Annotated in this window: 23 protein-coding genes; 21 read left to right on the top strand and 2 right to left on the bottom strand. The window is 48.8% G+C overall.

The genetic code is table 11. The features are described 5' to 3' along the window. Positions 1-94 precede the first annotated feature (94 nt). From B5X72_RS05135 to B5X72_RS05075, 13 genes are all read left to right on the top strand, one after another. Positions 95-439, top strand: coding sequence for a YciI family protein (locus tag B5X72_RS05135; RefSeq protein ID WP_079715752.1), 345 nt, complete (start codon positions 95-97; stop codon positions 437-439). Then, positions 439-1,689: an RNA polymerase sigma factor gene (locus B5X72_RS05130; RefSeq protein WP_079715751.1), complete on the top strand. Its 1,251-nt coding sequence runs from the start codon at positions 439-441 to the stop codon at positions 1,687-1,689. Before B5X72_RS05135 ends, B5X72_RS05130 begins: the two co-directional genes overlap by 1 nt. Positions 1,690-1,831: 142 nt before the next feature. Further along, positions 1,832-2,455, top strand: a complete 624-nt coding sequence (locus B5X72_RS05125; protein WP_176146102.1) for a helix-turn-helix domain-containing protein — start codon at positions 1,832-1,834, stop codon at positions 2,453-2,455. Positions 2,456-2,565: 110 nt separating this feature from the next. Further along, complete coding sequence (locus B5X72_RS05120) at positions 2,566-3,546, top strand: serine hydrolase domain-containing protein (RefSeq protein ID WP_176146101.1); 981 nt, start codon at positions 2,566-2,568, stop codon at positions 3,544-3,546. After that, complete coding sequence (locus B5X72_RS05115) at positions 3,512-3,931, top strand: hypothetical protein (protein ID WP_139378541.1); 420 nt, start codon at positions 3,512-3,514, stop codon at positions 3,929-3,931. Before B5X72_RS05120 ends, B5X72_RS05115 begins: the two co-directional genes overlap by 35 nt. Positions 3,932-4,022: 91 nt before the next feature. Further along, complete coding sequence (locus tag B5X72_RS05110; RefSeq protein ID WP_079715747.1) at positions 4,023-4,604, top strand: YdeI/OmpD-associated family protein; 582 nt, start codon at positions 4,023-4,025, stop codon at positions 4,602-4,604. A gap of 111 nt (positions 4,605-4,715) precedes the next feature. Then, positions 4,716-5,525 carry an oxidoreductase gene (locus B5X72_RS05105; RefSeq protein ID WP_079715746.1) on the top strand — a complete coding sequence of 270 codons (810 nt, stop codon included), beginning with the start codon at positions 4,716-4,718 and terminating at the stop codon, positions 5,523-5,525. 3 nt (positions 5,526-5,528) lie between these two features. Beyond that, positions 5,529-6,098, top strand: a complete 570-nt coding sequence (locus B5X72_RS05100; RefSeq protein ID WP_079715745.1) for a Crp/Fnr family transcriptional regulator — start codon at positions 5,529-5,531, stop codon at positions 6,096-6,098. A gap of 171 nt (positions 6,099-6,269) precedes the next feature. Further along, entirely contained in the window at positions 6,270-6,827 is a 558-nt protein-coding gene (locus tag B5X72_RS05095) for a dihydrofolate reductase family protein (RefSeq protein ID WP_079715744.1), read from the top strand. Positions 6,828-6,876: 49 nt separating this feature from the next. Beyond that, positions 6,877-7,986, top strand: a complete 1,110-nt coding sequence (locus B5X72_RS05090) for an FG-GAP repeat domain-containing protein (protein WP_079715743.1) — start codon at positions 6,877-6,879, stop codon at positions 7,984-7,986. Positions 7,987-8,115: 129 nt separating this feature from the next. Further along, positions 8,116-9,090: a hypothetical protein gene (locus B5X72_RS05085; protein WP_139378540.1), complete on the top strand. Its 975-nt coding sequence runs from the start codon at positions 8,116-8,118 to the stop codon at positions 9,088-9,090. A gap of 2 nt (positions 9,091-9,092) precedes the next feature. Further along, a complete protein-coding gene (locus tag B5X72_RS05080) occupies positions 9,093-9,716 on the top strand; it encodes a hypothetical protein (protein ID WP_079715741.1) in 624 nt (207 codons plus the stop codon). After that, positions 9,717-11,039 carry a hypothetical protein gene (locus B5X72_RS05075; RefSeq protein ID WP_079715740.1) on the top strand — a complete coding sequence of 441 codons (1,323 nt, stop codon included), beginning with the start codon at positions 9,717-9,719 and terminating at the stop codon, positions 11,037-11,039. A gap of 21 nt (positions 11,040-11,060) precedes the next feature. Here the strand turns inward: B5X72_RS05075 and B5X72_RS05070 are convergent, their stop codons facing one another. Continuing rightward, complete coding sequence (locus B5X72_RS05070; RefSeq protein WP_139378539.1) at positions 11,061-11,282, bottom strand: hypothetical protein; 222 nt, start codon at positions 11,280-11,282, stop codon at positions 11,061-11,063. A gap of 180 nt (positions 11,283-11,462) precedes the next feature. Between B5X72_RS05070 and B5X72_RS05065 the strand changes: the two genes are divergently transcribed. The 5 genes from B5X72_RS05065 to B5X72_RS05045 all read left to right on the top strand — a co-directional run bounded on the left by B5X72_RS05065 (position 11,463) and on the right by B5X72_RS05045 (position 15,614). Beyond that, complete coding sequence (locus tag B5X72_RS05065; RefSeq protein WP_079715738.1) at positions 11,463-12,014, top strand: suppressor of fused domain protein; 552 nt, start codon at positions 11,463-11,465, stop codon at positions 12,012-12,014. Positions 12,015-12,137: 123 nt separating this feature from the next. Further along, positions 12,138-12,974 (top strand): SDR family NAD(P)-dependent oxidoreductase, encoded by an 837-nt coding sequence (locus tag B5X72_RS05060; RefSeq protein WP_079715737.1) that lies wholly within the window; start codon positions 12,138-12,140, stop codon positions 12,972-12,974. Positions 12,975-13,110: 136 nt separating this feature from the next. After that, on the top strand, positions 13,111-14,025 hold the full coding sequence (locus tag B5X72_RS05055; RefSeq protein WP_079716023.1) for a helix-turn-helix domain-containing protein: 915 nt from the start codon (positions 13,111-13,113) through the stop codon (positions 14,023-14,025). A 207-nt stretch (positions 14,026-14,232) separates the two neighbouring features. Next, a complete protein-coding gene (locus tag B5X72_RS05050; RefSeq protein ID WP_079715736.1) occupies positions 14,233-14,838 on the top strand; it encodes a SatD family protein in 606 nt (201 codons plus the stop codon). Next, positions 14,835-15,614 carry a DUF3307 domain-containing protein gene (locus tag B5X72_RS05045; RefSeq protein ID WP_079715735.1) on the top strand — a complete coding sequence of 260 codons (780 nt, stop codon included), beginning with the start codon at positions 14,835-14,837 and terminating at the stop codon, positions 15,612-15,614. The genes B5X72_RS05050 and B5X72_RS05045 overlap by 4 nt, the downstream gene beginning before the upstream one ends. A 56-nt stretch (positions 15,615-15,670) precedes the next feature. Here B5X72_RS05045 and B5X72_RS05040 read toward each other — a convergent pair whose 3' ends face one another. After that, complete coding sequence (locus tag B5X72_RS05040) at positions 15,671-16,129, bottom strand: methyltransferase family protein (protein WP_079715734.1); 459 nt, start codon at positions 16,127-16,129, stop codon at positions 15,671-15,673. 322 nt (positions 16,130-16,451) lie between these two features. On the opposite strand from B5X72_RS05040, the gene B5X72_RS05035 reads away from it, so the two are divergent. The 3 genes from B5X72_RS05035 to B5X72_RS05025 all read left to right on the top strand — a co-directional run bounded on the left by B5X72_RS05035 (position 16,452) and on the right by B5X72_RS05025 (position 25,568). Then, positions 16,452-20,573 (top strand): hybrid sensor histidine kinase/response regulator transcription factor, encoded by a 4,122-nt coding sequence (locus B5X72_RS05035; protein ID WP_079715733.1) that lies wholly within the window; start codon positions 16,452-16,454, stop codon positions 20,571-20,573. Positions 20,574-20,675: 102 nt separating this feature from the next. Then, a complete protein-coding gene (locus B5X72_RS05030) occupies positions 20,676-23,846 on the top strand; it encodes a SusC/RagA family TonB-linked outer membrane protein (protein WP_245826832.1) in 3,171 nt (1,056 codons plus the stop codon). 24 nt (positions 23,847-23,870) lie between these two features. After that, complete coding sequence (locus tag B5X72_RS05025) at positions 23,871-25,568, top strand: RagB/SusD family nutrient uptake outer membrane protein (protein WP_079715732.1); 1,698 nt, start codon at positions 23,871-23,873, stop codon at positions 25,566-25,568. The last annotated feature ends 38 nt before the right edge of the window (positions 25,569-25,606 follow it).

Raw genomic sequence — 25,606 nt, 5'->3', positions numbered from 1 at the left:
CGACGATGTGATCCGTCCGACAAAAAAAAAGCGAACTTTGTCCCCGTTCTGATATGTCGGTCGTCATGAAGACGAACAATAAATTTTTAAGGAAATGAAAGAATTTGCGTTAATTTTCAGATTAAAAGACATTGCGGATTTCAAACCATCGCCCGAACAAATGCAGGAACGCATGAACTGGCTGGCCAGTATCGCCGCACAGAACAAATTGGTGGACAAAGGCAACACCCTTCTGCCCATTCCGGGAAGTGCAAAAACGGTAAAACCCAACAATGTGGTCACGGACGGCCCCTACACCGAAATCAAAGAATTTATCAGCGGCTACATCGTGGTAAGTGCTGAAAACATTGATGAAGCGGTAGAAATGGCCAAGGCCAATCCGATTTTTGACCAGGTAGGCGGAAACATTGAAGTCCGGGAAGTTTTAAGACGTGAGTGATGAAAGTGCAGCATCAATCACATGATGAGCTTTTACCTCACCTGTTCCGGCAGGAATACGCTAAAATGACGGCTGTTCTATGCCGTCATTTTGGTCTTAAGCACATTGAAATTGCCGAAGATATCGCCAGCGACACCTTTTTAAAAGCATCCGAAAATTGGGCAATTAACGGAATACCCGAGAACCCTACGGCGTGGCTTTACGCCGTGGCCAAAAACAAAACCAAGGATTACTTTAAGCACGTAGCAGTTTTCGAAACGCAGGTTAAAGAAGCCATAAAACCAACCGAAATTGAAGCCGAAAACGATTTTGAGCTAAGCAGCCAGAACATTTCTGATAGCCAGTTAGCCATGATTTTTGCGGTTTGCAATCCCACAAATTCAACCGAAGCACAAATTTGTTTGGCGTTGCAAATTCTTTGCGGTTTCAGCGTTGAAGAAATTGCCAATGCTTTTTTGTCAAAAACCGAAACGATTAAGAAGCGTTTGCTTAGAGCAAGAGCCAACCTGCGCAACGACGATTTCCAAATCAAATCGTTAAGTGAAACGGCCATCAAATCAAGGTTAGATACCGTGCTAAAAACGTTGTATTTGCTCTTCAACGAAGGTTATTTTTCAAAAACCTACCGCCGGCAAATCCGGAAGGACTTTTGCTCGGAAGCAATAAGGCTGACGTTGATTTTGACAGAAAACCCATTGACCGACACTCCGCAGACGAACGCCTTGCTTGCCTTGATGTGTTTCCAAGGCTCGCGACTTGAAGCAAGAACAAACGAGAAAGGCGAAGCCGTTTTGTTTGACGAACAAGACAGACGTCTGTGGGACACCACATTGATAGCGAAAGGGAATTACTTTCTGGTAAACGCCTGCAACAACAACGAGATTTCAAAATACCATTTGGAAGCAGGCATTGCCTATTGGCATACCGCGCCGGCAGACCAAAACAAATGGCAACATATTTTACAGCTTTACAACCGGCTTATCCTTGTTGAATATTCGCCAATAACAGCGTTGAACAGAACGTTTGCTTTTGCCAAAGTTTACGGACATGACAAAGCCATAACCGAAGCCGAAAAATTACAGCTGACAGGCAACACCTATTATCACGAATTATTAGGTTACTTGTATGCGGATACAGACCTTGATAAAGCGATTGCACACTACGAACAAGCTATCCGGCATACAAAATCCAAGACAGAAAAACTGACCTTGATAAAGGAAATAGCGCGGCTGAAAGAAACACGAACCTGAAATACACGCCGAGAAATTGGCATTCACTATTGCCCTACTTCCCGGCCCTGCACGCCGATATCTGAATTGTCAAAAGATTATAATTGCATTTAAAAACAACTTTATTTAAGTTTGAATACTGTCAGGGCAGATACGAAAGACTTTGAAAAAGACGTTGAAACAACATCGGTTACAGCTGCATCTATCCCAGCAGGAACTTGCGGCATTGTCGGGAATTTCCCTCAGGACAATCCAACGAATAGAGCGCGGGAACTCTACAGGCAGTCCCTATGTCATCAGGACATTGTGCAAATCATTGGATATCGATCTTGAAGACCTGGTCAGTGATCCGGACCATCATATGGAAGAAACCGCAACGGCCATCCCAGTAGGAAGTATGAATCCGGTGAAAGACACCTATGATCGAAGATTGAAGTATATCAACTTCAGCGCGCTTTCGGTCCTGTGCTTTCCTTTTCTAAATTTGGTACTACCGGCTGTCTGCTACTTTGTATTCAAAAAGTCGCTTTCAGGTGTTCACAATACGGAAGCCGCCATGAAAATCTTAAGCCTTCAGATTCTTTGGTCGGTTTTCGTCGTAATCTTAATGATAGCCATTTCGGTTGTCGATCATTATCTATTTGGCATAGATGAAGTAATGGAAATCCCATTGTTTATATGGGGCTACTTGGCGCTGGTCATCCTTTTGGTGCTCATTACCCTGAAAACGGCCGGCGATATAAATTACAAAAAGCGATTGCTGACTTTTATTCCCAACATCTTGTAATACTATAAGTCCGGCAAACATCTTGTCGCAATAATGACGCAAAAATGGCGCCCTGTTGTCGCAACCGAAATGACGGACGTAGTATACTTTTGCAAAAAAAACAGACTATTATGAGGTTCGGATTATATTTATTAATCGGTTTCTTTTTGTTGCCGGCAAACCCTATTTGGGTGCAGGAGCTGAGTGATTCCATTCGCGCACAATTAAGTCTTGGGGTCAAAGAATTTCAAAAAAGGTACCAGTCACCAAGCATCGTGGTGGCCGTTGTACATGGCAACGACATAATCTTCAGCGAGGCACTGGGATTCACGGATTTGGAAAACAAAGTGCCGGCCACTATCGATTCCAGGTACCAGATCCAGTCCATTACAAAGCTATTTACGGCGACCATGTTCATGCAGTTATGGGAACGGGGTATCATAAACCTGGATGATGATATCAGGAAATATGTGCCGGAATATACCAGCGATGCGACGTTCCTGGAACTGGCAACCCATAATTCAGGGCTCCCTAGGAACGCTCCGGCAGATATCGAGTTTGCCAAACAGGTCGATAACTGGTTACTAACCAAAATGGAGCAAGGCCCTATCCAGTCAGCCTCTAAAAAAGCATTTATCACGTCGATTAAGTTTGTGACCAGACAGTATCCGGAGTATCAGTTCTTAAACCAGGGTACTCGTCGCTACTCCAACCTAGGGTATGGCCTGCTTGGCATGGGGCTCGAGAAAGCCGCAGAGACCGAATACGAGCAATATATCCTTTCCAACATCTGTACCCCCTTGCAGCTCTACGATACAGGGTTCGGTACCGTTGGTTCTGAAAGCAACCCGATCGCTAAAGGATATTTCTACAGGGGCGATAAGGAAGGGTTCATCAGAACGCCCGACTATTATCCCAATTCGATGGTCTACGCTGCGGGCATGTATTCGACTGCAGCCGACCTCGCAAAATTCATCAGCGCCCAATTCGATGACAACAGCCCTGTTCTTTCGGGGAAAAGCAGGAGAATGATGCAGCAACTGGGCATCGGTTGGCTACGCGCCTATCTCTTTTGTCATGCACGAAGGTTCGATGCTGGGGGCACGGTGTGAAATCGTACTCAATCCCGACCTTAAAATCGGATGGGTGGTATTGGTCAATACCACTGATTTTCAATTCAACCGGATCAACGATTACATTGCCGGCCTAGTCGTACCCCAATATATCGAAAAGCCCGTGACCGAACCGGAAAAATATGTTGGAACGTATACATTAGAAGGCGGTTATGACAGCCTGAAGATATACCTGAAAGATGGCAGATTGTATTCGACTTACCTGGAAAAGGTCCTGCCCGATCTACCACTGTCTTTCTCGGGCAGCAATTCTTTGAAGGCTGTAGGATACGATGGACATGCTATGGAGTACCAATTTACTACAGGTCCAGGTTCGGCAATCAAGGCGCTTACCCTCAACCAGCTCATGTGGATAAAACAATAAGCAATCTTCGGAGTAGGTGATTCGACGAGCTATTCCTAGTTTCTAGCAGCAATTTTGCTGTGAGCGGTTTAAAAGCTTAATTTTACACCGTATGAATGAACAGGTTGAACGCTTTTTCGAAAAAACCGGAAAATGGAGCGAAGAATTTCAGTTGCTACGGGAGATCATCCGTGAAAACAAATCGCTCGAAGAAGATTATAAATGGATGCATCCTTGTTATACCTTCCAGGGAAAGAATGTTGTACTTATTCACGGATTTAAGGAGTATTGTGCGTTGCTGTTCCATAAAGGCGCTTCGTTGAAGGACACAGCGGGCCTCTTAATCCAGCAAACGGAAAACGTGCAGTCTGCAAGACAAATCAGGTTTACCAACGCCCAACAAATCATAAGGCTGAAGCCTGCTATCAACGATTACATCAACCAAGCGGTTGAAATTGAAAAGTCGGGCAAGAAAGTTGCAATGAAAAAAGTAACCGACTACCCCATTCCCGAAGAATTTCAACGGGCACTGACCGAAGACGAAGCATTGGCCAAAGCGTTCCATTCGCTGACACCGGGAAGGCAGAAAGGATATCTGTTTTATTTCAACCAAGCCAAACAACCCAAAACCCGGGAAGCAAGAATCGAAAAATATTACCAGCATATCTTAGACGGCAAAGGGATTGATGATTAACGTAGCTATCGCGGAAGTCTTTGGACTGCATACGCTTTTTGCCAAATGACAAGTAACTCCATATTGTTTTGCAGCATCTTTGTTTCGTTATTAACGATTAAAAATTAGAGAATGGCAACAACAGTTTTAGTTACGGGAGCTTCCTCAGGAATTGGAAAGGCAACTGCAATTTATTTGGCACAAAGCGGTTACAACGTTTATGGGGCGGCACGTAGAAAGGAAAAAATCCAGGAGCTGGAAACCTATGGCGTAAAAGCGATTGCACTGGACATTACAAAAGATGAAAGCGTGGTGTCATGTGTAAACCAGATTTTCAGTGAAGCGGGAAATATTGACATTTTAGTCAACAGTGCAGGCTTGGGGTCATATGGAGCATTGGAAGACGTACCAATGGCCGATGCAAGAAACCTGATGGATATAAATTTGTTTGGCGTTGCGCGTTTAATTCAATTGGCATTGCCTGAAATGCGCAAAAATGGATACGGCAAGATTGTAAATATATCGTCGGTCGGCGGTAAAGTCGGTTTGCCAATGGGAAGTTGGTATCACGCCAGTAAATTTGCCATAGAAGGATTGAGCGATTGTTTGCGTAACGAGGTGAAGCCGTTCGGCATTGATGTAATGGTCATTGAACCGGGCGGAACAAAATCGGAAATGATTGAAAACGGGGCGGCCGATTTGGCGCGTATCTCAGGGAAAACAGTATACAAAGACCTGGCAAATCGGGTAACGAAAATGTATGCGTCTTTGGCAGCGAATGCCATAGAAGCCATTGAAATTGCGAAGCTCATCAAAAATGGAATTGAAGCAAAAAATCCGAAAACTCGCTATATGGCGAGTAACGCGAGGCCATCTCTCTTGATGCGAAAACTCCTACCTGATAAGCTATTTGACCGTATGCTAATGAACCAGATGAAATAAACCATGGAAACACTGATCAATTATTTGTTGCAGTTTGGCAATCTGAACAGGCAACAGATCGGATTAATAAGTAGCAAAGCCGTCATAAAGGAAATCAAAAAAGACGAATACTACCACGAAGCGGGGAAAATTCCGTGCGAGGTTATTTTCCTCACGGATGGAATTATGAGGGTGTGCTATTACAACAATAAAGGCGATGAGTTAACCAAGTACTTTATTGATGAGAATAACTTTCTTGCAGACATTAACAGCTATAATCAGCAAATTCCCTCAACGGAGTATGTGCAGGCTATCACGGACTGTAAGTACATTGTGTTATCAAGACCCGTAATGCGAGAGCTTTCCTTGACAATAATTGGCTGGGACGAAATTATTGCCAAGATAACGGCAAAAGGCTTGTCTGATAAGATAAACAGGATTAGCCCAATGATGACAGAAGATGCGACGGAACGTTACTTGAATTTTTTAAATAATTACCCGGGGCTTGCCAACCGTATTCCGCTTTCTTATTTGGCCTCCTACCTTGGGATCACACCGTCTTCACTGAGCAGAATTAGAAAAAATATTCGCTAATTCGTCATCATTGAACAGCCAACCGTATTCGCCATCGGATCCATAAGGCAGGCTTTCGGAGGGCTTTTGTCTGCTCTTCCCCCGTAGGTTGTCCGTTTTTCCCAGCACGGTTGCCGAACCATAGCGATATCTTTGCATGGCATGGGTTGAAAGCGATTTAAACAAAACAACATGGGAAAACTGATTGCAGCAATCAATATGACGCTTGACGGGTTTTGCGACCACACGGCAATGATTGCCGATGATGAGCTACATCAACATTACAATGACCTGCTGCGCGGCGCTGGCGTTGTCCTATACGGAAGGATAACGTACCGGCTTATGGAATATTGGCTGACCGTAGTGGAAAATCCCACAGGCAACAACGCGATGGATGAATTTGCGGCGATCATAGACGGCACTCCGAAATTTGTTTTTTCTCATACGCTGGAAAATGTTGAGTGGAAAAGTGCAACGGTGGCAAAGCGGAGTTTGGAAGAAGAAGTCTTGGCGCTCAAGCAACAATCAGACAAAGACGTGCTGGTTGGCAGCCCGAGTTTGATTGTAGCTGCAATGAATCTTGGCTTAGTTGATGAATACCAGTTCTGTGTACATCCGGTTGTCGTAGGAACAGGTTTGCAGTTATTTAAAAATATAAGCGACAGGGTTGTTCTTAAACTCATAAAAACGAAAAGCTTTGGCTCCGGCACGATAGCGCTTTACTATGAGCCGATAAAAAACGATGGTTAGGACATTACAATACCAATTCAAAATGGATACATTTGCATAAAAACTCAAAATGACAAACCGATCCATTTTATATATACTTCCCCTTTTTACTTATTTCAGTGCTTTTTGTCAAGAAGTCGATTTTTTAAATGGTGATGGTGCGTTAGCTATCGGAACCCAATCCAATAGAACCGGTTGGATCACATTAGCCGATGTTGACAACGACGGTGATCTTGATGCACTGGTAGCGAATGGAAGACATTGGGCTGAGCAGAACTACATCTACTTCAATGACGGAACTGGTAATTTTAAATCGGGCCAACTGCTCGGAAAAATGCTCGACGCATCATATTGCATCAAGGCAGCGGACTTAAACAATGACGGTTATCAGGATATACTTGTAGCCAACGATAAGATACCAAACACGATATATTTTGGAGATTCCATATGGTCATTTGAGAAGTCGGTAAACATTGGAAACCTTAAGTCGCCAACAAGACATGTCGAAACAGCGGACGTTGACAACGATGGATATATGGACGTTATATTCTCCAATAGAAGGTCAAAAAATGAGATATGGTTCAACGACGGGAAGGGTCACTTCGATCAATGCATTTACTTTGGCGATGACGAGTCCGAAACAACAATGACTGTCGCAACAGATGTAGATGGAAATATAGACCTGATTACTGCGGAGAGAAGCGGAAATAATAAAGTCTTTTTCAACAAAGGCAACAGGTATTTTTCCCGCACCATACCCTTTGGCGAAGAAGGATTAGCGTGTCGCTCGGTCGCGGTAGCTGATATCAACGATGATGGAAACTTAGATATTGTCGTTGGAAACTTGGGTGCGCCTAATCGGATATACCTTGGCAACACGGCTATGGATTTTAAAGAATCGATAGCATTCGGTGATTCTAGCGCTACCAATTCAATTGCATTGAGCGATTTGAATAACGATGGGATTATCGATATTATTGAAGGAAACAGTGGAACGCCCAACCGTGTATTTATAGGGAATGGCAACCATCTATTCACAATAAAGTATTTGAGAGAAGATTTAGGTGATGACACGTATCATATTGAAATCGGTGATTTGAACAACGATGGCTTTCTTGATATAGTGGAGGCCAATTCAGAAGCATGGAATCTCTACTATTTCACCGTACAGAAAGAATGATAGCTTACGCATAGGCAAAATATAGAGCGAAACCTGCATCACAAACGGATAGCAACCCATTTTGTATAAACCGCAAGTTTTGGGCATTCACAAAAAATTTTATCTTTGTATATGGCGTTTAAAAACGGTATGTCACTTTTCTGGGCGCTGTATGCCTTCTTTTTTGCGGTGCCTTTTCCGATGTTTTTGTACTATAGCATCTGTTACTCCGGGGGCCAGCGTTTTGTAAGCTCCTTGTCTGCTCCTTACTGGGCGCTTGTATACCTGGTCGTATCGGTCGTGCTGTGGAGCTGGCTGTTGGCGCGCTATTTTGGGCAGTGGTTTATAGCGCCGGCCAAGGAACTGCGCCAGATGAATCAGCTCTTAAGAACGGGGGTAATACGCGATGCCGAAGTGGTCGCCTCACGGACGGCGGGCAAAGCGGGGAAAAATCCGCAGCAACTGGCGGTCACTTTACGCTTCAACAACTTGTCGGGTGTGCCTATTCAGGAAACGTTTCCCGTGGTAGATATGCGCCCGCAGCTAGGCCGGTTCGATGTGGGGCAGCGGCTGCGCTTGCGGATTGATGAAACCTTGACGAAAAACCCCGCCATCGTTATCGACGGTTCGGCGTTCCAGCCGGATACTATTCGGCGCCTCCTCGTTTTTCTGGGGTGGATGGGGCTGCTGGGATTGGTTGTAGCCTACTACCTGCTAAGCTATCGCTATGAACATCAGGGCACGGGCTGGCGTTTTCTTACGTTCTTTCACCCGCTGGTGGTCTGCCCGCTGACGTTGCTAGGCCTGCGGTGGCTTATGAATGGTGGCTTGGGCCGGTTTTTTCTGAATGACAAGATTGCCGTGCAGCTGAAATACACGGGACACCGAGCGACGGCACGGCTGCTGGAAGCCAAGCAAACCGGCACGTATATCAACGAGCAGCCACAGGTACGCTTTGAACTGGAATATGAGGACTACCGGGGTACTACCCACCGAACGAGCTGCAAAAAAATTGTCAGCTTGCTGGGAATGGATATTACGCGGGCAGAAACCATCCCGATTTTTTACCTGGCAGACCAACCGCAAACGGTAGCTTTTGCCACAGATCTTGATCAGACCGAATGACGATGAAAACTTCATGCTCAGTATTCGCGCGCAACGCGGCGATATGGTGTGCCGCCCTGCTGCTGACGGCGTGCCAACACGTATCCAAAAGCATCAAGGATACATTCAATACGCGGCCTGAAGAGCCATTCTTTTCTGCGAATCGGGAATCTGTTGCCAGGTTCGTTGCTGACGAGGATGCGCTGGCCCGTGCCGAACAGCAGCTCAGGGAGCTGCCGCAATACCGCTCGAGGTCCATCAATTTATACGCGGATATCCACTTTTATGACGATGGCCGCATCGCGGCAAAATTGCAACACCCCGAAAACATGGACTATGTAGATGCGTATACCTACCGCCAAGGAAAATGGAGTGGCCCCCACCCTGTCCAGCTTTCGGCGCGCGAACGATTATCGGACAAAATGATTGCCCTGGACAGCGTGCCCTTCCGCACGGCGGCAGCCGTTATCCGGAATTATAATGAGAAAGCAGCCGCCATTGAAGGGGCACGGCAGGCCAACCATGTGTACCTGATCATTCATAGTGGCCTTACCCGGTGGTACCCCAACCGCATCGATGGTGCACGGGAGCTTTGGCAAATATCGTTTCGCCGGGATGGCTCGGTGACTTCCTTCGAACGCCTATAGATGATCATTATCACCAAAAGATTTGTCCTCAGGAATACGTGCACGGCTTTTTTATGCTGCCTCGCCCTGGTTGCTGCGGCCCAGGCAGGCTCCATGTGGCCGGGGATATGGGAGATGAAGTACCAGCCATGGCCACATATCCCGGCCATCCGCATGCAGCTGCATATTTCGGCGCCGGTGAAAAACATGCTCTACCCGGCCAAGCTATCATTGACCTACGGCGGCTTCGCGGGCGAATATGAACTGCTACTGGTCAAGAAACATGACCGCCGGCTGGGTATCGGCAGAAACAAGGTGCCCGTGGATGAGCAGCCTTTCGGATTGGGTCCGTGGATGATGTACCTGAATGGCACCCTTGACCACGAACGGGGCGATACCGCTGATCAACTGCGGCTAAGCCGCCTTTGGATCGATGATTTCGGCGTTTTCATGAGTGGATTGTACGACGACGAGCTCCAAACCAATACCAAAGTGTATATCCGGGATTTCCTTTATCGCGGGGCAATCGTCCTTCAGCGCGCGGATACCACCCCCTGGGTGCATCCGCATACCAGCCGCATCGTACATACAGATTCCCTCTATTATGGTGTGTACGATCCAATACCTACCGATGCACCTACGCTGTCTTTTGCCGTGCAGGATGAGGAACGGTATGACCATGACACCGTAACCGTGGTGCACAACGGCCGGTTAATAGCGCACAACCTGCCCGTAGAAAAAGCGATGGAGCTGGACGAATTGACGTTGGATACGGGGGAAAATTATATCGCTTTTTTTGCCGATAATTATGGTGCCTTGCCGCCGAACACGGCTAACTTCCTTATCGGCACGGGCGGCAGCGACGCAGGGCTTTTTGCCTTTGACTTCAGCAATCGCGCTAATGCTTATGCGACCGTCATGGTAGCGCGGTTTCAATACCGGCCCGGGTCGGCTGCCGTCCGCCCGCACCCCGAGCCCACAGTGCCCGCCTATCGCGGAAAAACGGCAGGCCGCCGGAATATGCTCATCGGGCAGTGGACGGTCCGCACTGAAAAGATCGAGCTGGAGATCTGGGACCAGCAGGTCGAAGACGGAGACATCATTTCCATCCAGGTAAACGGAGCCACCGTTGCAGACGGACTGGCGGTCACAAAGGCTGGCAAACGCTTTGGAGTCATGCTGAAACCCGGAAACAACCGCATTCTGTTCAGGGCCGAAAATCTCGGACGCATCCCGCCGAATACGGCGGCATTGCGGATAACCGCCGGCGGGCAGACAAAAACGTTTCAGCTGAGCACGGACGCCGAGCGGAACAACGTGCTCGACATCATTTTGGAAAAATAATTTTTTTGGCTCCAGCTGGCGTTAGTCTGACTTGGAAGTAGATTCTTCCCTCAACTCCAGCATCCGCGCAATGGACCTCAAAATCTGGTTTGCTTCTTCCTGGTTTTTTACCAGGGTATCAACTTTCCAATACCACAGCAAAATCCCCCTTATCGCAAAAAATACGGCAATCGAAATGGCAAGAATAAAGACGAACGCCACGATTTCTCCTGAAGGTGTGGCTTGTAAAAAAATAAATTTCATAACCATGTGAGTTAGTAGCAGTTCCGTACTGACCTGCCTTCAAAGGTACTTAAGGATGAAGGCACTCCGTTACGGGAAACCGTAACGACAGGGTGAAGCTGCGGTTGATGAGCTGGATTCGCTCGGGCGTGTTTTTTTATTGTACCTTTAGGGGCATACTGTTTTAAATCATATCAGCTTATGGCAGCAGAAAAGTATCTGGAATACCTGGACCATATTTTTCAACGGGAGCCGCTGTTTTACAGAAACGAGAGCCTCATTGATGGCCTGCCCGGCGTAGCATCCATCGTCTATCCCGAAATCCCGGACAGCGGGTATATCACCGCTTTGACCTACGGATTGTCCTTGGTTGATCATCCCGCCTGGAAACACGGCAGGCTTGAACTTTGTATTTCGGTAGCGTCCTCCAATTTAGCGTGGGGACAGATCATCGGGTATATCGCCAATCAACTCAGGGGCAATGGCCCTTTCTCGTATGGACAAACGATAAACGTTGGCGAGCAGATAAGCCCGGATTCGGCAATGGATGCTTTTTTTGTTTTCGCACCGAGCACGTTAGACCGGGAAGATTACCTCGATATTGACATCGGTACGGACTATACGATCAACATCTCGGGCCTTTACCCCATGTATTCGGACGAACTTGAGGTCTTTGGAAAAATCGGACTCGAAGCGTTTTGGCACCACCCGAACTTTGACAATTACAGCTTAACGCGGGATCGGGTAAGGTGATGCCAGCCAAGTGGCTACAACCATATCGTTGTTTCTGTTACATCAACCATTGATTCGGTTACGTCCAAAGTTGGCCCAATGGCCAATTTTGTAGCGTAATCGTAAACAATAAACACTCAAAACATGAACACGAAAAAAGTATGGTTTGTAACCGGAGCTTCAAAGGGGCTGGGCCTATCGCTCGTACAGGCATTATTAAAAGCTGGCTACGCGGTAGCGGCGACCTCAAGAGATGCAGACGGCCTGGCAAGGGAGGTGGGCATGCTCAACCATTTCCTGCCGATTGAAATGGACATCGCTGATGAAAAAAGTGTAAGCACAGCCATTGCCCGGACGATAGAACGATTCGGCTCTATTGACGTGGTGGTAAACAACGCGGGCTATGGCCAGCTCGGTACGCTGGAGGAACTGACCGACGAGGAAGCCCGGATGAACTTTGAGGTCAACGTGTTTGGCCTGCTGAACGTCATGCGGCACGCAGTGCCGCATCTGCGCCGCCAGAAGTCAGGGCACGTCATCAACATTTCGTCCATTGCTGGCTTTTTAGGCACCTTTCCCGGATGGGGTATCTACAACGCCACTAAGTTTGCCGTGGCCGGGCTTACCGAGGCTTTTTCGGCAGAAACTCAATCCATGGGCATCAAGGCGACCGTTGTCTATCCCGGCTATTTCAAGACCAATTTTTTGTTGAAAGGCTCCCTCCGCTTGGCAGCGAACCCGCTGGCTGCTTATAAAGAAGCCCGTGACCTTGAAGCCTTGCATGAAACACAGATTGTCGGCAATCAGCCCGGCGACCCGCAAAAGGCAGCGCTTGCTTTTATCCAATTGGCCGAAAGTGAGCAACCGCCTCTGCACTTCTTCATGGGAAGCGATTCATTGGGCATGGCCCGCAACAAAATAGGACTGCTGGAAGCCGAATTGAGCAACAACGAAGAGCTAAGTAAATCTACTGATTTTTAAGCACGGAAAGACAAATGAGACGGGTTTTCGGTATCCCGTCTCATTTTTTTTGAACGCTGTCACAAACGTGCAGCTGATGAGCGGGGATAGACCAATATTGTTGCAGGTCAAAGCAGCTTTAGCTAAATTTGAGCAAATGAACAACACATTCGTCCATACATTCAAAACACTGAGCGAATTTCACCAAATGAGTGGATTGCCCAAACCGGAACATCCACTGGTCAGCCTGGTAGACTACGGGCTGGTAACTTACCAAACCAAAGAAAAGGAAATCAGCTGGGTGCAGCAGTTCTATTCGATGGGCCTTAAGCGGAATATACAGGGAAAATTCCGTTACGGGCAGCAACAATACGATTTTGACGAGGGGCTTTTATCGTTCGTTGCTCCCGGCCAGGTGGTACGCATCTCAACAGAAAACCCGGAAATAAGGCCGAGTGGGTGGTTACTGCTGGTTCATCCAGATTTTATATGGAATACGTTTCTGGCCAAAAAGATAAAAGCATATGATTTTTTTGGTTATGCGGTCAATGAAGCCTTATTTCTTTCTGAAAAGGAAGAGCAGATCATTATCGGTATCCTGAAAAATATCGAACGTGAATATCATGCCAATATCGATGCATTCAGCCAGAATATTATCATTACGCAAATAGCGCTGTTGTTTAATTACAGTGAGCGCTTTTACCAAAGGCAGTTTTTGACCCGCAAAAAGAGCGGGCACCAATTGCTGGAACGCCTGGAAAACGTATTACACGATTATTTCACCAATGGCCTTACCGGCAAGGGGCTGCCTACGGCTCAGTACATTGCGGAAAAACTGCATGTATCGCCCAACTACCTGGGAAGCTTGCTCAAGACGCTGACGGGACAGACTACCCAGCAGCACATCCATGAAAAGTTGATTGAAAAAGCCAAAGAAAGGTTGTCGACCACCCAACTGACGGTGTCGGAGATCGCCTACGAACTTGGCTTTGAACAGCCGCAGTCGTTTAGCCGCTTATTTAAAGCGAAGACCAACCAAAGCCCGCTGGAATTCAGGGCGGGATTTAATTGAGTGTCTGCTCCACCGCTATCAAATTTTTTTCCACCCAACCCATAAAACTAATAATTTTAGTATTATATTTGCATTGATAACACGATGCATTGATGGTAGCCGCAAGTCAATATTGGCCATCGGGGCGATAAGTTGATTTATCGGACATAAAGCCGATATTTGCAATTATCGGATATAAAACCGATATTTGACTAAAGCAGACGGAATATGAAAACGATAGCTGTATTAACAGGAGACATCGTAAGCTCCCGATCAAAACTTGCCAACGAATGGCAGCCCGTACTGACGCGTATCTTGAACCAATATGGCAAGGAACCGACTGACTGGGAAATATTCCGGGGAGATAGTTTCCAAATCCGCGTTGCTCCGGAGCATGCGCTCAACGTGGCAATCCACATAAAAGCAGGGATGAAACAGGTGCCTCCCCTTGACGTAAGAATAGCCGTGGGCGTAGGCTCGGGGGAACACACCGCAAATAAAATCACATCATCTACCGGCAGTGCGTTTATCCTTTCCGGTGAATGCTTCGACGCACTCAAGAAACAAACCATGGGGATTGCTACCGGCAGCAAAAAGCTGGACGAAGTGCTTAACCTCATGCTCTCACTTGCCGCGCTGACCATAGACAATTGGAGCCCCACAGTGGCCGAGGTCGTCAAAATGGCCATCGAACACCCCGCAATGAATCAGGAAGGCATTGCAAGCAAAATGGGAAAATCACAAAGCAGTATCAGCGAAGCACTCAAAAGAGGAGGATTTGATGCCGTGATGCGTATGGAGCATTTTTACAGAAAACAAATTGGTAGCGTATGATCACGTTGGCCCTAAAATTATTTCTTGCCCATGTCTTGGGCGATTTTGTCTTACAAACCGATAAATGGGCAAAAAGCAAGTCGGAAAGAAAGCACAAATCATGGCACCTGTATCTCCATATCATGGTACATGCCATAACGATGCTGGTTTTGCTGAGATTTGATTTTTTTTATTGGAAAGCCTTTTTATTGGTTCTGCCGAGCCACTTCATTATTGATGTGATTAAGACTCACCTGGATGGCAGCATAAACAAACCGACATTGTTCTGGCTCGACCAATTGGCACATGGCATCTTCATATTATTGGCCGTCTATCTCTATGAGCCGTTTACCTTTTCTATTCAAGGGCTGTTTACCGACGAAACGCTGCTTTTTGCATTGGCAATTATATGCGTCACGTTTGTATCTTCAATAATTATCAAACAGTCGCTGTCAAGCTGGGGGCTCGAAGCCCAGCAAACCCCGCCGGAAAAATCAAAACAAGCAGGAATCCTGCAATATAAAGGACCGTCCGAGAAAGATTCACTCACCAACGCAGGCAAATACATCGGATATCTGGAGCGGCTTTTTCTTTTCTGCTTTATTTTAATGAACCAATGGCAGGCAATAGGGTTTATGATTGCAGCAAAGTCTATTTTCAGGTTCAGCGACTTGTCAACGGCTAAAGACAGAAAGCTGACCGAGTATGTACTGATCGGCACGCTGCTAAGTTTCGGATTGGCCTTATTGATCAGCTTATTGTACAAGTATGGCCTGGCGCAGCTTGCTGACCTTTGACACTTCCGGTAAGCAAACATCGGCATGCCCGCCTATGATTTAGGCGGTCGTGCCATTCAAATCCAGCGCCGCACACGGCTGCTATACTGCCGGTATTCGTCACCGAAGCGCTGCCCCAGCACCTTTTCTTCGGGCATGATCTGGCACTTGGTCATAAACCCGACGAAAATAAGCACGCCTATCGCACTGGCCAAGTTTGCGAGCGCCACCCCCCATCCAACGAGCAGTAGCGCCATCCCCAGGTAAATGGGATTTCTCGAAAGGTTATAAACACCGGTGGTCACCAATACGGATGCCGTGGGCAACGAGCGCCACCCAGGCTGCGCCGTTGTACGGTGCTTGCGCAAAGCGGCTTTGGCCGAAACTATGATGACCAGCCCAAACAGCGCTATCAGCCCCGATAACACGGTATGATACGGTATAGCCAAACCGGACCGAGGCAGGCATCTTGCCGACAACCACATCAGTACGCCACAGCCTATGAGGACGATATCGGGTGGAATTTTTGCTCGCATATGCAGTTTTACTTTACTTGTTACAATTCCAATCCAACGGACAATGAAGGCGCCTGGACGTACGGACTAACTTTTCATGCATGCTTATGGAATTAAATTGATCAAATCAGATTCTGGGCGACGCATTGAGGCCGCACCAAGGCAATTTGCCTTTCAAACTTAGAAAAGTTTCTAAGCGAAAACAAACTTTTTGGCCTTTCATCGGCCTTTTGAGACATAAAGGCAGCAACCGAAATTAAAATCATAACCGAGCAAAAACGATTTGTTCTTCATCCTCACAACCGGTCTTTCCGTGTAAAATTTTTACCTATCTTTATCCAGTATGCGGCTAACCTTGAAAGGCTTAATAACTGGCTTATTGCTGTTTTCGTGCTTCGGAGTTTATGCCGAAGTGCCCAAGCTATCGCTATCCAGGCCCCACCACTATACGACGCAGCAAGGGATGGTCTTTGACAAGGTAAACAGCTTTGCCCAGGACAAAGCGGGATTCATCTGGATAGCGACTGAAGACGGGTTGAGCAGGTTTGATGGAAAAACATTCCGCAATATAAAGTACGATACGCAACGCATCAATGGGTTGGCGGGCAATTACATAACGCAAATGCATACCGACGGGCAGGGAAACATGTGGGTCACCTCGCGGAATGGAATCAGTAAATACGATAATTCGTCCGAATCATTTGTACACCATCAATTATTGGCCACATCCAAAGGGCGGTATAAAACCGATGTCAGCTCGATAAGCCGCTCGCGGGAAGATAATGAGTTGTGGATTTCGGCCAACGGACTCGGCTTATTCCGATTCAATACGCTCAGTGGTGATTTCAAGCGCTATACCTCGGAAAGCCTTCCTGGCCTGAGGTCCAATATGGTGACCCGCATTTTGCAGGATAGCCGTGGGCTGGTGTGGATAGGGACTCAAGATGCCGGATTGCAAGTGTTCGACATGACCAATGGCGAACTTTCACTGTACGAACCGCTCAAAAAATTACAGCATGAAAACAGCTATGCACGGGTACACCATATCTATGAGGATGCAGGTAAAAGGATATGGGTGGCAACCAATAATGGGTTGCTTCTGGTAGACCCGAAAACGGGCTATCGGCATTGGTTTACCGCTGATGAGCTGGGACTGCCCAGCAATCGGTTTCGGGCTATCGTCTCAAGAAATATGCACGAAATCTATATCGGGTTGGAAGATGGTGGTGTATACCGGTTCAGCATCGTGCAAAAACAGGGACTAACCGTTCTCAGCCGTATGCCGGCTGTGTCGGATCCAAACCAACCGGCGGCACTCACGAACCGCTCGGTATCGTCCCTTTTTTTTGACCGCGATGGCAACCTCTGGATTGGGACGACAGGCGACGGTGTTTTCCTCCTGCCGAGACCAAAATACAACTTTGAGAATCTTCGGCACGTTGGTCCCTTACCGGCCGCCGAGCGAAACAGCATTCGCTACTATGGCCTTTCGGAAGATGCAGAAGGCAACTTGTTTGTCGGCACCGACGGCCACGGCATTTTCGTGCTCGACGGGTCAAATCGGCTTGTCGGCCATTACCTGGCAGATGACCGGCCCGGAAGCATAATGGATAACGCTATCCTTTACGCTTACCGGGATAACCGGGATCGGATGTGGTTTGGCTCATACAACGGTGGGCTGTCAATGTACCGCAAGGCAACGGGCGACTTCCAGTCGTACCGGTTCAGCCCGGATGAAGAGGGCTCACTGGGTGGGGATGATGTCCGTGTCATTTTCGAAGACAGCAGGCGACGGCTGTGGATCGGCAGCAACGGTGGCGGGTTGAACAGACTCCACGAAGCTACCGGGAAATTCAGCCGCTACCTCCATACCAACTCTGATATCCCATCCAATGATATCCGCGCCATTGCGGAAGATCTTCAAGGCAACCTCATCATTGGCACCTATGGTGCCGGCATGACCTACTTTAATCCGGAAAGGGAGCAATTTATTCCGTTTACGGCCAATCCTGCTGACGGCGGATTGGCCAACGAAGTAATCTATGCACTGCATGTTGCCACAGGGGGCAAACTTTGGATTGCTACTGAAAGTTTGGGGTTATTGGTCTATGACCTGCATACGCATCGGATCATCAAACATTATAACGAACGCAACGGCCTGGCCAGCAATACCGTCTTCAGCATCAAGTTTGACTTGGACTCGTCATGCTGGGTGAGTACCAATAATGGGCTATCGAAGATTGATCAGCGTACGGGTGCGATCACCAATTATTCGTCTTCTTCGGGCATCCAAGCGGGTATCTTCAATCCGGGATCGGCCCATTTCAGTCTTCGTCGCGGACTCCTTTTCTTTGGCGGCACGGCCGGCCTCACCTACTTCAACCCCCGGAAGCTCACATCAGGCATGCCCCCAAAACCGGTAATGCTGACCGCCCTGGAAATCTTCGGCGAACGGATCGACGCCGGCGACCCCTGCGGCCAGCCGATCCTGCCCCAAGCGCTAAACGAAACATCTACCTTGACCTTAAAGCCCTTCCAATCGACGTTTACCATTCATTATTCTTCGCTGGAATATGGCTATGCCGACGAAGTTGATTATGCGTATAAGCTGGACGGGCTTGATGCCGACTGGAATTTCGTCAAAGGGCAGCAGCCCGCCACCTACCGCTACCTGCCACCCGGCCATTATACCTTCAGCGTGGGGATCAAAAGTGGAAGCGACGTATTGGAGGGCAGTGTCAAAACCTTAAAAGTCATCGTGCTGCCGCCCTGGTATAAAAATGGATGGGCCTACCTCGGCTACCTGCTGGCTGCTTGCACCGTGATCTACTATTACTTGCGCTACCGCCGGCAACAGGAACGGCTGAAATACGAACTGGCTATCTCGCGCATCGAACGCGAAAAGGAAAAGGAATGGAATGAACTGAAAATGAATTTCTATACCCGGCTCTCCCATGAATTTCGTTCTTCGCTCACGCTCATCCTCAATCCGGTGAAAGACCTGCTGAATAGCGGCCCGCCACCGCAGCTTGAACCGTATGTAAACACGTTGCATGCCAATACTTCCCGCCTGTTGCGCCTGGCCGACCAAGCCTTGAACATCCGGAAGGATGATCTGATAACCGAGAAAGTCATGTGGGAAGAGTTGGATGTGGTCCAACTGGCTAACGACGTCATGGCTTGTTTTACTAACCAAACTAACCGGAAAAAGATTAGCATGACGCTGCTCGCCGATGAAGAACACTTCCTAATCCGAGCTGATAGGGAGAAATTGGAAATCGTGGTTTTCAACCTGTTGTTTAATGCGGTCAAGTTTACCGACCAAGGCGAGGTCTGCATGAGCATCAAACGGATACACAATAAGCTGCTGGAAATTGCCGTAGCGGATACGGGGTGTGGCATTCCGGATTCGGTGGGGCCCCGCCTCTTCGAACAGTTCTACCAGGGAACGGCATCGGATGGTCACATACCCAAGGGGTTTGGCATTGGACTTTGGATGGTGAAATCGCTCGTAGAACTACATGGCGGCAAGATCAATTACCGCAGCGAGCGAGGGCAAGGGACAACATTCACCATCTTGCTGCCTCAGGACCTCCCCATCCCTCCGGCAGCTGACAAACCGCCTGAAAACAACGTTTCGGGAAACGATATGGCCCGGAAAATATTGGAGATGCCAAAGCCAACCAAAATCTTGATTGTGGAGGATGACATCGAGCTTGCGGGTTATCTCAAAGTGCTGTTCGAGGCGGACTACGGGGTAAGGCTCACAGACAATGAAGCCGATGCATTGGAAATCGTGGGTGCGGAATTGCCGGATATCATCGTATGCGATATCATGCTGACCGATGGCAATGGTATCGATTTCTGCCGTATGGTGAAGCAGACGGTTTCTTGGAAACACATCCCGATTTTGCTGATCACGGCAACCAAAGGTGCACAGATACAGCTCGAAGGAATGGAAAATGGTGCGGATGATTTTTTAGCTAAGCCGTTTGATAAGGATGTGTTGCTGGCTAAAGTGAGGGCCCTCCTCAAACGGGCAGCAAACCTACGGGAGTATTTCTTCAACAGCCTGACCGATACCGTAGGGCACCAGAAATTATCTGGCGAAGATAAAACGCTGCTCGACAAATGTGTGTCAATTATTGAAGCTCATCTTGAAGATGATGACTTTAACGTCCATGTATTGGCGGACCGGTGCGGAATGACCTACGCGACGCTCTCCAACCGCATCAAGGAGATTAACCGGCAGACACTCAACAGCCTAATCCGCACCGTACGGCTACATCGTGCCGCACAGCTGCTGCTTACCACCGATAATGCCGTGTATGAAGTGGCCTACAAGGTGGGAATGAAAGACGTCAAGTATTTTAGGGAACAGTTTGTCAAACTGTATAAGCTGAACCCGTCTGAATTTGTAAGGAAGTACCGCAAGCCGTTCCACGAAATCCACCGCGCAAACTGATATCCATCTAATTTACCCCCTACGATTTTTGTTTTTACCCCTCACTCCTGAATGGGTGTATGCCTGACATTTGTCATCAAGTTATAAACCAATCGTAAAACTATGACTAAAGATGTACAATGTGCAATGCACTGCCATGGGAGTCTTAACCGACCGATGTGCTTGCTCCTGACGGGATGGATATGCATCCTCCATGTGTTTGTGGCCTTTGGCGCAACGCCTTTGCCAACGGATGGCTCGCGGCCTTCTGCATCGCAACGTTTGCAAACCACGGTGTCGGGCACCGTACGGGATGAGGCCGGAAACCCGATGGCTGGCGTGACCGTGAGCGCGAAACAATCGGGAATCAACACGGTAACGAACGAAGAGGGCCGCTACCAACTCGTCCTCCCAGCCGGCGAGGCGGTGCTGACATTCAGTTTTATCGGCTATATCACGCAGGAAGCGCGTGCCGATACGACGCCAGACCAGACGTCGTTGGATATCATCTTGGTGGCAGACCCACAGGCGTTGGAAGAAGTCGTGGTGGTGGGATACGGTACGCAGCGCAAGGCAACCATCACAGGCTCGGTATCGGAAGTAAAGGGCGGCGACTTGGTAAAAAGCCCGCAGCCAAACCTCTCCAACTCGCTGGCGGGCAGGTTTTCTGGTTTGGTGGCAACCAACCGGGGTGGCGAACCGGGATACGATGGTTCGCAAATCCGGATTCGGGGGATTTCCACCACGGGAAATACGGATGTGCTGGTCGTCGTTGATGGTGTGCCTGGACAAGTAGGTGGCCTGGAACGATTGGATCCCAATGATATCGAAAGCATCAGCGTATTGAAGGATGCGGCCGCAGCGGTATACGGCAGCCGCGCCGCTAACGGCGTTATCTTGGTGACTACCAAAAAGGGAAACCTGGGCAAACCAACCGTGTCATATTCATTCAACCAGGGATTCTCCTCGCCAACACGGCTACCTGCCATGGCCGATGCAGCCACGTATGCAACAATCCGAAATGAAATCGACTACTACAACAATCCAAGTGGCGGAATGAACCAGTTTTATAGCGAGGAGGATATCCGCAAGTTCAGGGATGGATCTGATCCGGACCGTTTCCCCAATACCGACTGGCAAAAAGAAGTGCTCGCCGCTACGGCACTCCAAAACCAGCATAACCTGTCCGTCTCCGGTGGCACGGAAACCACCCGTTATTTCGTCTCTGCCGGAACGTTGATGCAGGATGGCCTTTTTAGAGAAGGTGTCACAAAATACAATCAACATAATTTTCGCTCGAATATTGATATGGATGTGACCGACCGGTTCAAAGCAGGGTTGTCTGTCGCTGGGCGCGAAGAGAAACGCCGGTTTCCGACGGTGGGCGCCGGCGATATCTTTCGCAACATCTATCGGGCTTATCCAACGGTGCTGGCCCGCTATTCGAATGGACTGCCCAGCACCGGAATCGAAAATAACAACCCCGTGATGATGGTCACCGATGCGGGCGGCACCAACGACAATCCGAAGCTGGTATTTAACGGCATCCTGCGCGCCTCTTACCAGCTGCCTTTTCTGGACGGATTGATGGTGGATGGCTTCCTTTCGGTTGATAAATCCCAGGAATCGGGCAAAAATTTCATAACCCCTTACCTCGTGTACAGCTACGATGCTTCCACAGGCCAGTATGACCCCAGGACCGTGGGCGAAGCCCGCGCTCAGCTTCAACAGTTCCAGGAAAATACCACACTCACAACCGCACATATCAAGCTGAATTATGAACAGGCATTTGGCGACCATAACATCAAGGCGTTTGCTGCCTACGAACAAAGTGAACGTGAACTTGCCCGCATGGAAGCCGGACGGCGTAACTTCCCTTCGCCGCTCACCCCGGAGCTCTCCCAAGGGGGCACTGCGCTGGAAGATCGCACCAATGCCGGGCTTAGCTGGCGCGAAAGCCGCACCAGCTTCATTGGCCGGGCGAACTACGATTATAAAACACGTTATCTGCTTGAAGTGCAGCTGCGGGTAGATGGGTCGTCCATCTTTCCGAAAAACAGTCGATTTGGCTACTTCCCCGGAATTTCTGCCGGATGGCGGATTTCAGACGAAAATTGGTTCAAGCAAAGCGTATCGTTCATTGATGAATTGAAATTGCGTGCTTCCTATGGCGAACTGGGCGGTGATAATGTCGGCGCAAATCAGTTTATAAATAACTACATCTTCAACAACAGCTACACACTGGGTAGTGGCATCTACGCGGGTGTGGACCTCGCGAAGCTGGCCAACCCGGAGATTACCTGGGAGGTATCCAAGAAAACCGACATCGGCTTCAATGCTCGGCTCTTCAATCGTTTTGATTTGGAAGTTATCTATTTCAACGAAAAACGCTCGGATATACTGCTGCCTCGCAATGCTTCCATCCCAGGTACCACGGGTATTGTCAACCCTTTCGACACAAACAATCCGCTGGTTCCTTCTGAAAACATCGGCCGCGTGGACAATCGTGGCTTCGAAGCCACCTTGGGGTACCAACGCCAGGGGAATATCACCTTCGGCATTGCCGCAAACACCACGTTGGTGCGCAGCAACGTGGTGTTTATGGACGAGGCTCCGGGCATCCCCGAATATCAACGGCAAACCGGCCGCCCGCTAAACACGTACTTACTCTATCGCACCCTGGGAATTTTTAGAACACAAGCTGATCTGGACGCCTACCCCCACGTCCCTGGCGCTGGACTGGGCGATCTGATTTTTGAGGATTATAATAACGACGGTCAAATCACAGCCGACGACATGGTGCGTACCGATTTGGGTAATATCCCCCAACTTACGTTTGGCCTCACCCTCAATGCCAGCTATAAGAACTTCGACTTTTCAGCGGTATTCGCGGGCCAGGGCAAGTCCAGACAGTACATCTTGTCTGAGGCGGGCACGATAGGGAATTATTTCGATACTTGGGCAGAAAACCGGTGGAGCCCTTCAAATACGGCGGGTACGTATCCCCGGGTGAGTGAAAGGGCTTCTTCTTCCATCAGCGGGGGGCTGTATAGAAATGACTTTTGGCTCTTCAACACCGCTTTTGTAAGGCTTAAAAACATTGAACTGGGCTATACGATACCCCAAAGCCTCGTCCAGCGGATTGGCATTGGCCGCCTGCGCGTCTTTGCCAATGGGTTTAATGTCTTTACGATCACCGGGCTGAAAGATTTCGATCCGGAAGGCTCCAGCGAAAGCGGACAGTTTTATCCACAGCAACGCATCATTAACCTGGGCGTAAATGTTGGCTTCTGAATCTAATACTTATACACCATTATTATGAAAACGTTTAAAAAACTCCATAACATACTGCTGCTGGGATTGGCTATGCTCGCCGGTTGCAACAAGGGCTTTTTGGATGTGGTTCCGACAGACCGCGTTTCAGATGCTGCGATATTATCAGACTCAGTGCTATTTGAATCATTTGTCATCAATCGGTATATGGGGGTGCGGCTTACGGACAAGGAGGCTGAAGGCACTCCCCCGGGATTTGGCCGGGGATTTGAATATGCCCTGTGGTCTTCCCTGACGGATGAATCGGTCTACAATAATGATGACAATACCTGGCTGATCCAACGTGGGCAGCTCTCGCCGGAAAATACAGGCATCGCCGGGACACTCTGGAAACGAAGTTACCGAAGTATCCGCGAATGCAACTTTGCACTGGCCAACATCGAGCAGGTACCCATGAGCGCCGCGCGCAAAAACCTCCTCGTGGCTGAGCTTAAATTTATCCGGGCATTCCGCTACCATGATCTCATCAGGAACTATGGCGGAGTACCGCTAATCGGTGATAAGGTCTACCAATTGAACGACGATTTTACGGATCCGGCGCTTTTTAGACGGGAGGACATTGCCTCCTGTATGTCGTACGTGCTGGGGCAGTTGGATGAGGCTGCGGCTGGCTTGCCGGAGGATAACAGTTCAGCCTGGCTGCTGGGCCGGGCTACGAAGGGTGCTGCACTGGCGCTGAAATCGAGACTGGCGCTCTATGCCGCCAGCCCGCTTTACCAAACGGGCACCTGGGACCAGGCCGTGGATGCTGCCGCCGCGGTCATGGCATTGAATAAGTACAGCATTTCTCAGGGTGGCTACCGGGAGCTGTTCAAAAAGGCTTCTACGGACAATGAAATCATCTTTGCCCGCTACTATACCGTCGGTGCGCGCCATGTGCCCATGGAAATCGCCAATGGACCAAACGGCTACGATGGCTGGGGCGGGAATGTACCCTTGCAGAATTTGGTGGATGCTTACCGCATGGCTAACGGCATGGCGATTGACGAGGCCGGGTCTGGGTATGACCCACAGCAGCCTTACCTCAATCGCGATCCGCGCTTCTATCAAACCATTCTCTACAACGGTGCTCCTTACCGTGGCCGCAATGTGGAAACTTTTGTGCCCGGCGGCCGCGATAGCCGCGATGGCCCCTCCAACTGGAATACCAGCCGGACGGGCTATTACCTGATGAAATTTACGGATGAAGATATGCCCATCAATAACCCCTGGAATATTGCGGGACTTCAACCTTGGATTTACTTCAGGTATGCCGAAATCCTGCTAAACTTTGCCGAAGCGGCAAACGAATTGGTGGGGCCCGATGCCGTCCCTGCTGGAGCAACGCTATCGGCCAGGGAGGCCGTAAACCTTATCCGCTCGCGCGCCGGCGTGGCAATGCCGGACGTGCCTACCGGGTTGGGTCCGGATCAATTCCGTGCCTTGGTACGCAATGAGCGGCAGGTTGAGCTGGCCTTCGAGGAACACCGGTTTTATGACGTTAGACGGTGGCTGATTGCCGAGCAGACGGAAAATGAACCGGCATACGGTATAGAGATAACGCGGAACGGCGATACCTTCAGCTATCAGCGTAAGATTGCCCTGGATGGCAGGAGCTTTATGAAAAAGCACTATTGGCTGCCTATACCAAGGGAGGAAATATTGGCTTCAAATAACCTACTGGAACAAAATCCGGATTACTAAATCACACAAAAACGGCTATTAAAAACAAGCAACATCTT

The organism is Parapedobacter luteus, from assembly GCF_900168055.1.
Classification (GTDB): Bacteria; Bacteroidota; Bacteroidia; order Sphingobacteriales; family Sphingobacteriaceae; genus Parapedobacter; species Parapedobacter luteus.
Note: the sequence above shows the minus strand (reverse complement) of the source record. Positions and strands in the feature narration are given on the sequence as shown.